This is a genomic window from Stenotrophomonas sp. PA-6-5C (assembly GCF_021605635.1).
Classification (GTDB): domain Bacteria; phylum Pseudomonadota; class Gammaproteobacteria; order Xanthomonadales; family Xanthomonadaceae; genus Stenotrophomonas; species Stenotrophomonas lactitubi.
In genome coordinates this window covers 48972-59538 of record NZ_WKEE01000030.1, presented here as the reverse complement: position 1 = coordinate 59538, position 10567 = coordinate 48972, and the positions used below count along the sequence as shown (strand labels likewise).

Here is a 10567-nt window from a genome sequence, read left to right as displayed (position 1 = left end):
GCCCCTGACAGTTCCCGAGTACGTCCAGCCCACGGAAAAGAAAAAGAAGATCAAAAGCAAAAGCAGCGTGGCCGGCCCGGCTCAGAGCGAAGCGACCCGCTGTTGCTCTTTGCTCTTCTTTTCTCTTTGCGTGGGTGGACGCCACAGGAACGTGTCCGTGGCCGGGTAGATGGGCTGCGCAGGGGCGTGAGCCGCATGGATGCGGCGACCGAGCTTACAGGGACGTACTTGCAGCGGCCCCTGCGCAGTCCATCTACCCGGCCCCCCGCTGAATCGCTTTGCGGCCACCCACGAGGGGCTGCGCCGTTCGCCGACCTTCGCCGCCGATGCACGCATGAATCTGCGCAAGCGCATTTCTGTAATCGTTCCCACAACGCCGCACAGCAGCATGCCCGCTGACGAAGTTCCATTAAAAGTGCGCGCCAATTCACATTTTGACGCCGCGTTGATCCTGATCAATGGACTTGTCGCAATCGGCCTGCACAATGGCGGCCCGTTCGGCATGGCGCGCCGTCATTGATGCAGCGCGAGGGGCGTCGGATGGGAAAGCAGTACTGATCCAACAGGTACAAGGAGCGCGGAGCACTGCCACTGGGGAGCGGCAGCCGCGCAGGTACCGACCGGGTCCGGCGGCCGGTTGCGTCTGCGGGGATGGGGGCGCAACCGGCAACCTCTGCCTGAATGGGGCAGGTCAATCACGACGCCTTCACATTTCTCGCTGAACGCGAGCAAATCGTTGTGATTCATGGTCTTAGGGGTTTTAATTCATCCATGACCTGCTAACCTGCGGTGATGATTCGACGTTCTCTGGCCTGCATGCTCACCCTCGGCCTGGTCGCCTGTGCGACCCAGCCGACGTCCCCACCGACTTCGCCCCAGGCCAGCAGTACGCCGCGCCACCCGGCGGTCAAGCCTCATGGCCCGGCCGAAGCCGCGCCGGAAGCGGCAGCCGCTACGGCTGCGCCGGTCGATCTCACCCCGGTGCCGTTCGAAACCGCGCGCGCGAAGTTCATTGCCGATACCGCCAAGCGTTACGGCCTGAAGCCCGATGAGATCCGCAACGTGCTCGACCAGGCGCAGGTGCGCCAGCCGATCATCGCCGCCATGTCGCGGCCGGCCGAGCGGGTCAAGCCGTGGAACGAATACCGGCCGATGTTCATCAGCAAGGCGCGCATCGATGGCGGCAAGGCGTTCCTTGCCCAGCATCGCGCTGAACTGGACCGTGTGCAGCAGCGCACCGGTGTGCCGGCTGAAGTGATCGTGGCGATCATCGGCGTGGAAACCAGCTATGGCAAGAATGCCGGCAGCCATCGCGTGCTCGATGCGCTGTATACGCTGGCCTTCTATTACCCGCGCAGTGGCGACCCGGCCAAGCTGGAACGCGAAGTACGCCGCGAGCTGTTCTTCCGCGATGAACTGGCCAAGCTGTTCGAGCTCGGCCGCGAGGAAAAGCTGGACATCACCACGCTCAAGGGCAGCTATGCCGGCGCGATGGGCATGGGCCAGTTCATGCCCTCCAGCTATCTGGATTACGCGGTGGACGGCAACGGCGATGGCCGCCGTGACCTGTTCACCAGCTACGACGACGTGTTCTCCTCCATCGCCAACTACTTTGTGAAGAAGGGCGGTTGGGTGCGCGGTGGGCAGGTCGCCGTGCCGGCCACGCTCGCCGCCGGCCGCGAAGAATTCAATCCGACCGAGTGGATGCCCACCTGGTCGCTGGCCGATCTGGCCCAGCGCGGCTACCAGCCCAGCGCACCGGTGCAGCCGGGCGCCACCGCCACCCCCATCACGCTTGAAGGCAGCACCGGCAAACAGTACTGGCTGGGCTTCCAGAACTATTACGCGATCACCCGTTACAACCTCTCGAAGATGTACGCGATGGCCGTGTTCCAGTTGTCGCAGGCCATTGCCGGACAGGAGCTGCCCCCGGCATGAACATCAGATGGCTGGTCCCTGGATTGATCGTCCTTGCGCTGGCCGCCTGCAGCAGCGCGCCGAAAAAGCCGGCGACCGCCGGCCACGGTGGCAAGCCGTCCGGCACGGTGGTGCAGGGCAAGGGCGGGCGTCCGGCGCATTGTCCGGAGGGCTCGCCGTACGCGGCCGCCACCGAGGACCTGTCCACCCGTGGCAACTACACCGCCGGTGGCCTGTACAAGCCGGGCGTGAAAGACACCACACCCAGTTATGTGCCCAACGTGGCCTGCATTCCCGAGCCGCTGGTCACCAATGAAGACCGCTCGGCGATCGGCAACAAATCACCCTACGTGGTGCTGGGCAAGCAGTACAAGGTGCTCGACGACACCCGCAACTACGTCGAGCGCGGCACCGCTTCGTACTACGGTGCCAAGTTCCACGGCCGCCTGACCTCCAACCGCGAGGTCTACGACATGTACCAGTTCACCGCCGCGCACAAGACCTTGCCGCTGCCCAGCTTCGCCCGCGTGACCAACCTGGACAACGGCGAATCGGTGATCGTGCGCGTCAATGATCGTGGTCCGTTCCACGATGGCCGCGTGGTCGATCTCAGCTATGCCGCCGCTGTGCGCCTGGGCATCACCCAGCGCGGTACCGGCAACGTGGAAGTGCGCGCGGTGCAGCCGGGTGAAACCAACCTGATGGCGCAGAAGCCGTCGCGCCGCGAACGCCGTGCTGCTGAAGCGGCGGCGGCCACCGCTGCCGTCGCCAGCGCACGCCCCGCACCTGCCGCGCGTGCGGTCGCCGACAGTGACATCGATCGCCTGGTCAACCGCCTGCCTGCCGACGGGGCGCCGGCGCGTGGCCAGCCGGCCACCACCCAGGCCGCCGTCAGCACGATGCCGGAGGTGGCGGTCAGCAGCCTGCCACCCAGCGCACCCGCGCCGCGTCCCGCCGCGCCGGTCGTGGCCACCGCCATGCCGCGCAGCCCGGCCCCGGCCCCGGTCAGCAGCCCCAGCCTGTCGCAGAAGGTGGTGGGCGCGGTGATGCTGCAGGTTGCCAGCTTCTCCAACCGCGACAATGCCAACCGGGCGATGGGCCAGCTCAACGCCGCCGGTATCGTCGGTGCCACCATCAGCGACATCGCTGCCGGTGGTCGTACCCTGTGGCGCCTGCGGGTTCCCGCCAGCGACCATGCCAGCGCGGCGGAACTTGCCGGGCGCATCTCGGGTCTGGGCTTTGGCTCGCCACAGATCGTCAAGGACTGATTCCGCCCGGGCCGGTGCTGCCGGCCCTTGCCACCCCGGCCTTACAATGGCCACCTCGTACCATCCTTCATTTTCCGGCCGTCCCCTGGAGCCTGCTGTCCCATGAATTTCCGTTCCGCCGCCACTGCCCTGGCCGCCACCCTGGTGGTGGGCCTGGCCTCCGCCCAGACGACGCTGCCGACCCCGGCCACCCCGACGCCTGCCGCCGCTGCTGCCCCCGCCACCGTGGCCACGCCGCCGGCGCCCGCACCCAGCGTGTCCAAGGCCTGGGTGCTGATGGACTACGCCACCGGCCAGGTGCTGGCAGGCGAGAACATCAACGAACAGCTGGCCCCGGCCAGCATCACCAAGGTGATGACGTCCTACGTGATCGCCGCCGAGGTCAAGAACGGCAAGGTCCGTCCGGACGACCAGGTGATGATGAGCGAACGCGCCTGGCGCGAAGGTGGCGCCGGCACCGATGGCAGCTACAGTGGCTTCCCGGTCAACCAGACTGCACGTCTGGAAGACATGGAAAAGGGCATGGCGATCCAGTCCGGCAATGACGCCGCGATCGCCCTGGCCGAGCACGTGGCCGGCAGCGAAGAAGCCTTCGCTTCGCTGATGAACAGCTACGCCGCCAAGATCGGCATGAAGAACTCGCATTTCGTGAACGCCCACGGCCTGACCGCCCCGGGCCACCACAGCAGCGCCTACGACCTGGCCCTGCTGGGTCGCGCGATGGTGCGTGATTACCCGGAAACCTACGCGTACAACAAGATCAAGGAATTCCAGGTCGGCACCATCAAGCAGCCCAACCGCAACCTGCTGTTGTGGCGCGATGGCAGCGTGGACGGCATCAAGACCGGCCACACCTCCGAAGCCGGCTACTGCCTGATGAGTTCGGCCCAGCGCGGTGACCAGCGTCTGGTCGCCGTGGTGCTGGGCGGCGCGTCGGAAAAGCAGCGCGCCGATGACAGCCTGGCTCTGTTGAACTGGGGCTTCCGCTTCTTCGAAACCCACCGCCTGTACGAGCCGGGCAAGGCCGTGGCCGAGCACAAGGTCTGGAAGGGCACCACCGACAAGGTGCAGCTGGGCGTCGCCCAGCCGATGCTGGTCAGCGTGCCGCGCGGTCGCTACAACGACCTGAAGCCGAGCATCGACGTGCCCAAGACCCTGGAAGCGCCGTTCACCGCTGGCCAGCAGATCGGCACCGTCAAGGTCACCCTGGATGGCAAGCTGGTGGCCGAAGCGCCGCTGGTGGCGGTGGCCGCGGTCGAGCAGGCCGGCTTCTTCAAGCGCCTGTGGGACAGCTTCTGGATGTGGTGGGAATCGGAATGATCCGCAGCGTGCTGCGGTGAACGGAAAAGGCCGGCGAATGCCGGCCTTTTCTGTTTCGGGAGCCGGCTCCGCATGAATCCCGCCGGCACTACCAGCCCGATCGCTTACAGCGAGCGGCTGACGGTGAAACTGCCGAACACCGGCGACTGGCGCTGGCCATCGAATTCGCGGGTGCTGTGGTAACGCGCCATCGCGAACTTCCAGCGGCCGCGCATCACCGCGATACCATAACCGCCCTGGGCAACCACATGACGCTTGTCCACGCTATGGCTGTTGCGGAAGGTGTTGCCGTCCAGGGTGATGTCGCGGATCACCCACGCCGCGTCGGTGGTGGCGAACAGGTGCCAGGACCAGCCGGACGGCTTGCCGCCCCGGGTCGGCGCGGTGTTCTCGCCTGCCGGGCGCAGCGGGGTGCTGCCGAAATCGTCCGGCAGCTTCCAGCCGAAGCGCACTTCGCCGCCGAGGTTCGCCTTGGTTTCCAGGTTGCCGATCGAACCGCCGTAGTGGCTGATCGCATCCCAGCCCCAGCCGTCGGCATTGATGCTGGCATCGCCCGGCCAGCGGCGCATGCGCTCGTGGGTCAGCATGAACACCGGTTCGTTGTGCAGCTGGTTGTCCCAGCCCTTGAACTTCTCATCGCCCAGCACGCTGTGCACGGCGTCCTGCACCTGCTTGCCCTGTGCCCACGGCCCGACCACGCCCAGCGAGAGCTGGGTGGTCTGCAGGCGATCGCCACTGCGCGCGTTGAAGCCGAAACTGACCAGCAGCACGCCGGCATACGGCCGGTCATCCTCGATCAGGTCGCTGCGGGTCGGGTCGGTGGGGGTGAAGATGCCCTGGGCCAGGCTGAAAATCATGTTCTGCTGTTCGAACTTGCCCGGGTGCAATGCTTCCAGGTGGCTGTTCACCCAGCGCGCCAGGCGCGGCAGGCACGGGTCATCGGTGTAGTCCACCAGGTTGGGCGAGACCAGGGTCAGCTGGGCGCCATTGGTGTAGCCCTGGTCCTGGTGGCGGCCGCCGAACAGGTCGTTGTCGACGCGGAAATTGACCTGCGGCGGATGCTCGCGCATCGCGTCCGGGCCGCATTGTTCGGCTGCCTGGGCGGAAAGGGGGAGGGCGGTGGCCAGCAGGCCGGACAGCCCGAAGGCTGCGAGGTGACGCATGGATGGGATGATCATCGGGAAGGGGGCTTTTGTTTGTCGTTTTATGCAACGACACGTTACTCCCGGCGATGTGATGGAACGAGCGCGCTGGGATCACTTGTCTGTTCCGAAAACAACATTGTCTGATCGACACAATTGGTTACCGCAGACAGCGGGCATCGGGTCGGGGGCAGGGTCCACGGAGCGGGGGCCCTGCCTGAATGGATGTTCAGCTGCAACGCAGCGGCCCGCCTGCGGTGCCGCCGAGCTTTATGAATACTCTTGGGTTTGTTGCCCTGCGGCCCGATAATGGGCGCATGGAAATCAAGTCCGACAATCCCGAACACGGCTTCCAGTTCCCCGGTCAGTTCGAGCTCAGCGCGATGGGCCCGGCCAACCGCGGCCTGGAGCATGAACTCCCCCGCCTGCTGCTGGCTGCTGGCGTCGACGTGGTGAACGAGCGCATCAGCTGGAAGCATTCGTCCAACGGCAAGTACGTCTCGGTGCGCCTGGTCTTCCGGGCCGAGAACCGTGAACAGTACGACGTGGCCCACCAGGCCCTGCGCGACCACCCGGAAGTGAAGTGGACGGTGTAGCCGTCAGCTGCCCTGCCGAAGCGGCGGCCCCCGAGGCGCGTCCGCCGCGCCCGGCGGTGGTCCGTGACCTGGGGCGCCAGCCCTACGAACCGGTCTGGCACGCCATGCAGCGTTTCACCGACCAGCGCGACGACGACACGCTCGACGAGCTGTGGGTGGTCGAGCACGATCCGGTGTTCACCCTGGGCCAGGCCGGCAAGGTCGAACACGTGCTGGCGCCGGGCGAGATCCCGGTTGTCCACGTCGATCGTGGCGGCCAGGTGACCTACCACGGCCCCGGCCAGATCGTGATCTACCCGCTGCTGCGCCTGCCGCGGCTGGGTATCGGCGTGCGCGACTACGTGTGCCGCATCGAGCAGGCCATCATCGACACGCTGGCCGAGTGGAACATCGGTGCCGAACGGCTCGACGGCGCCCCGGGCGTCTATGTCGGCGGCGCCAAGATCGCCGCGCTCGGCATCCGCGTGCGCCGCGGCTGCACCTTCCATGGCCTGGCCTTCAACGTGGCCATGGACCTGGATCCTTTCCACCGCATCAACCCCTGTGGTTACGAGGGGTTGCAGGTGACCACGGTGCTAGACTTGGGCGGTCCGTCCGGGATGGACGCCGTCAAGCCGGTGCTGCTGGACCACCTGGCCCGCCAGTTCGGCCTGCTGCTGCAGCCCGTGCCTGAACTGCCTGATCTCTCTGCGGCCGCCTGACCGCCCCCGGAAACGCCATGACTGAAACCACTGCCCGCACCATTCCCCTGCAGATCGTGCAGGCCGAGCTTCCGTCCACCGCGCCGTTGCAGGCCGGGGTCAAGCAGATGGGTGGGGACAAGATCAACCGCTCGCCGGTGCAGTTCGCCGACGTGCCGGTGCTGCGCAAGCCCTCCTGGATCCGCGTACGCATTCCGTCGGGCAATGCCGTGCAGAACCTGAAAGCCAAGCTGCGCGAGAACCGTCTGGTGACCGTGTGCGAGGAAGCCAGCTGCCCGAACATCCACGAATGCTTCGGCCACGGCACCGCCACCTTCATGATCCTGGGCGAGGTCTGCACCCGCCGCTGCTCGTTCTGCGACGTGGCACACGGCCGGCCGAAGCCGCCCGATGCCAACGAGCCGGCCAGCCTCGGCCAGACCGTGGCCGACATGGGCTTGAAGTACGTGGTGGTGACCAGCGTCGACCGTGATGACCTGCGCGACGGCGGTGCCCAGCACTTCGTCGACTGCATCACCGCCATCCGCGAGAAGTCGCCGGGCACCCGCATCGAAGTGCTGACCCCGGACTTCCGCGGCAAGGGTCGCATGGAGCGCGCGCTGGAGATCCTGGCGCAGAACCCGCCGGACGTGTTCAACCACAACATCGAAACCGTGCCGGACCTGTACCGCAACGTGCGCCCGGGTGCCGATTACCAGTGGTCGTTGAACCTGCTGAAGAACTTCAAGGCGCAGCACCCTGACGTGCCGACCAAGTCGGGCATCATGCTGGGCCTGGGCGAAGACTTCGAACAGATCAAGGCCACCATGCGCGACCTGCGTGCGCACAACGTGGACATGATCACCATCGGCCAGTACCTGCAGCCGACCGCGCATCACCACCCGGTGCTGAAGTACTGGACCCCGGAAGACTACAAGGCGCTGGAAGTCTACGGTTACGAGCTGGGCTTCAGCCACGTGGCCTCCGGCCCGATGGTGCGCTCGTCGTACCACGCCGACGTGCAGGCCAAGGGCGCCGGCGTTTCCTGACACCCGCTGATGGGTGGGAGCTGCTTCTCCTGTGGGTGCGGACCGTTGGTCCGCACACCTCTGCCTGCCGTAGAGCCGAGCCCATGCTCGGCTGCTTGCTGCCGGCCAGCCGAGCATGGGCTCGGCTCTACATGCATTCACAATTTGCTACACCGGCCCCGCTAGGCTGGTTTTCCACCGAACGTGGGCGGGTGACAAACCCGGCAACTTTCGGCACTGTCGCGGTGTCTGAACACCCTGCAGTCTCCCCCTTGGCAAGGCGCCTTCGAGCACGTCAATGAAATTCAAAGCCCCCGCATTCCTGATGGCCCTGGCGCTGGTCGCGCCGCTGGCGCTCGCGGCCAAGGCCGACTCACCGGCGTTGCCGGCTGCCGCCACCGCCGATCAGGTGACCACCTCCAAGCTGGTCTACGGCCTGTTGTCCGACAGCCGCTACGCCTACCGCCCGCGTGCGCTCGATGAAGCCACCTCCAAGGATGTGTTCAAGCGCTACCTGGAGACGCTGGACGGCGGCAAGCAGTACTTCACCCAGGCCGACATCACCCGCTTCGCACCGTTCCAGGCCGGCATTGCCAATGCCATCCGCGGCGGCGAACTGGAGCCGGCCTTCCAGGTGTTCGCGATCTACAAGCAGCGCGTCGGCGAGCGTGTGGCCTATGCGCGCAAGCTGCTCAAGCAGGAACCGGATTTCACCACCGACGAGCGCTTCGAGTACGACCGCAAGGAGGTGCCGTGGGCCGCTTCCAATGCCGAACTCGACGAGCTGTGGCGCAAGTCGGTGAAGAACGACTGGCTGCGCCTGAAGCTGGCCGGCAAGAAGTCCGATGACATCCGCAAGACGCTGGACAAGCGTTACGCCACCCTGGAAAAGTCGGTCAACGAGCTGAAGGGCGAAGACACCTTCCAGTTCTTCATGAACGCCTATACCAGCGCGGTTGATCCGCACACCGATTACTTCACCCCGCGTACCGCCGAGAACTTCAACCAGGCGATGTCGCTGTCGCTGGAAGGCATCGGTGCGCAGCTGCAGCGCCAGGACGATGTGGTGGTGATCCGCGAGATCATCGCCGGTGGTCCGGCTGCCGTGGACGGCACGCTGAAGCCGGGCGACCGCATCGTCGGTGTCGGCCAGGGCAAGTCCGGGCTGGTGGAAGATGTGATCGGCTGGCGCATCGATGATGTGGTGGCCAAGATCCGTGGCGCCAAGGACACCGACGTCAAGCTGGAATTCATTCCGGCCGAAGCGGGCGTCGACGGCAAGCACCACACCCTGGTGCTGACCCGGCAGAAGGTGCGCCTGGCCGAACAGGCCGCCAAGGGCGAGACCATGACCATTCCGGCCGCCAATGGCGAGCCGGCACGCAAGGTTGGCGTGATCAAGCTGCCGACCTTCTACCAGGACTTCGAAGGCCGTCGTCGCAACGCCGCCGACTACGCGTCGGCCACCCGCGACGTGGCCAAGCTGCTGGCCGGTTTCAAGACCGACAAGCTGGACGGCGTGGTGCTGGACCTGCGCAACAACGGGGGTGGCTCGCTTGATGAAGCCATCGAGCTGACCGGTCTGTTCATCGAGCAGGGTCCAGTGGTGCAGGTGCGCGAATCCGGTGGACGTGTCACCGTCAACAGCGACCGCAACCAGGGCGTGGCATGGGACGGCCCGCTGGCCGTGCTGATCAACCGTGGTTCGGCGTCGGCATCGGAAATCTTCGCCGGTGCCATCCAGGACTACGGTCGCGGCCTGGTCATCGGTGAAACCAGCTTCGGCAAGGGCACCGTGCAGAACATCGTCGACCTGGACCGTTGGCCGAGCGGCGAAACCCAGCGCTTTGGCCAGGTGAAACTGACCATCGCCCAGTTCTTCCGCATCAGTGGCAGCAGCACCCAGCACAAGGGTGTGGTGCCGGACCTGGCGTTCCCGGCCAGCGTCGATGCCACCGAATTCGGCGAAAGCACCTACGACAACGCACTGCCGTGGACCCGCATCGCCGCGGTGCCGCACACCCAGTACGGCAACTTCGCGCCGCTGCTGCCGAAGCTGGAAACGCGCCACGACTCGCGCATCGCCACCGACAAGGAATTCCAGTGGTGGAACGAGGACGTCGAGCAGTTCCGTACCGAAGCGGCGAAGAAGTACGTCTCGCTGAATGAAGCGACCCGCCGTGCCGAGCGCGAGCGCCAGGACACCCAGCGCAAGCAGCGCCAGATCGTGCGCAAGGAACTGGGCCTGGCCCTGGACCCGCTGGCCGATGACAGCAGCGATGACGGCCTGACCGGCAACGAGCGCGACATCGTCAAGGATGCCGCCCGCGAGAAGGCCGCCGAGAAGCGCCCGGATCCGCTGCTGCGTGAATCGGCCTCGATCCTGGCCGACGCGGTGAACCTGCTCGAGGCCGACCGTCCGCTGTCGGCACAGGTGCTGCCGCAGTCCACCGCCGCAGGCCGCTGGGCCGACTGATTGACTGAGGAGGGGATGGAGGGCTTTAAGTCGTTGGTGCCACAAACGACTTAAGCCCCTCCGTCCCCTTTTTGCATGAACCGGGAGCAACGGTGGGGGCCGGGCCAAGCAGTATCGACCCGGCGCACACGGGCAGGGGG

Annotated in this window: 9 protein-coding genes; 8 read left to right on the top strand and 1 reads right to left on the bottom strand. The window is 66.1% G+C overall.

What is annotated here, in order from left to right:
• The first annotated feature begins 334 nt into the window (after positions 1–334).
• The 4 genes from GIW57_RS13845 (at position 335) to GIW57_RS13830 (ending at position 4505) form a co-directional block, all read left to right on the top strand.
• Complete coding sequence (locus GIW57_RS13845) at positions 335–520, top strand: hypothetical protein (RefSeq protein WP_236511561.1); 186 nt, start codon at positions 335–337, stop codon at positions 518–520.
• A 272-nt stretch (positions 521–792) separates the two neighbouring features.
• Positions 793–1938: a lytic murein transglycosylase B gene (gene mltB / locus GIW57_RS13840; protein ID WP_236511560.1), complete on the top strand. Its 1146-nt coding sequence runs from the start codon at positions 793–795 to the stop codon at positions 1936–1938.
• A complete protein-coding gene (locus tag GIW57_RS13835) occupies positions 1935–3185 on the top strand; it encodes a septal ring lytic transglycosylase RlpA family protein (protein WP_100462479.1) in 1251 nt (416 codons plus the stop codon). Before mltB ends, GIW57_RS13835 begins: the two co-directional genes overlap by 4 nt.
• 102 nt (positions 3186–3287) lie before the next feature.
• Complete coding sequence (locus GIW57_RS13830) at positions 3288–4505, top strand: D-alanyl-D-alanine carboxypeptidase family protein (RefSeq protein WP_100462483.1); 1218 nt, start codon at positions 3288–3290, stop codon at positions 4503–4505.
• 104 nt (positions 4506–4609) lie between these two features.
• Here GIW57_RS13830 and GIW57_RS13825 read toward each other — a convergent pair whose 3' ends face one another.
• Positions 4610–5683, bottom strand: a complete 1074-nt coding sequence (locus tag GIW57_RS13825) for a lipid A deacylase LpxR family protein (RefSeq protein WP_100462486.1) — start codon at positions 5681–5683, stop codon at positions 4610–4612.
• Between the two features lie 281 nt (positions 5684–5964).
• Here GIW57_RS13825 and GIW57_RS13820 point away from each other — a divergent pair, with 281 nt between their 5' ends.
• The 4 genes from GIW57_RS13820 (at position 5965) to GIW57_RS13805 (ending at position 10427) form a co-directional block, all read left to right on the top strand.
• Positions 5965–6243 (top strand): YbeD family protein, encoded by a 279-nt coding sequence (locus GIW57_RS13820; RefSeq protein WP_032975372.1) that lies wholly within the window; start codon positions 5965–5967, stop codon positions 6241–6243.
• 56 nt (positions 6244–6299) lie between these two features.
• On the top strand, positions 6300–6944 hold the full coding sequence (gene lipB / locus GIW57_RS13815; protein ID WP_236511563.1) for a lipoyl(octanoyl) transferase LipB: 645 nt from the start codon (positions 6300–6302) through the stop codon (positions 6942–6944).
• 17 nt (positions 6945–6961) lie between these two features.
• A complete protein-coding gene (gene lipA, locus GIW57_RS13810) occupies positions 6962–7972 on the top strand; it encodes a lipoyl synthase (RefSeq protein ID WP_089236928.1) in 1011 nt (336 codons plus the stop codon).
• A gap of 277 nt (positions 7973–8249) precedes the next feature.
• Positions 8250–10427, top strand: a complete 2178-nt coding sequence (locus GIW57_RS13805) for a carboxy terminal-processing peptidase (RefSeq protein ID WP_108266575.1) — start codon at positions 8250–8252, stop codon at positions 10425–10427.
• The last annotated feature ends 140 nt before the right edge of the window (positions 10428–10567 follow it).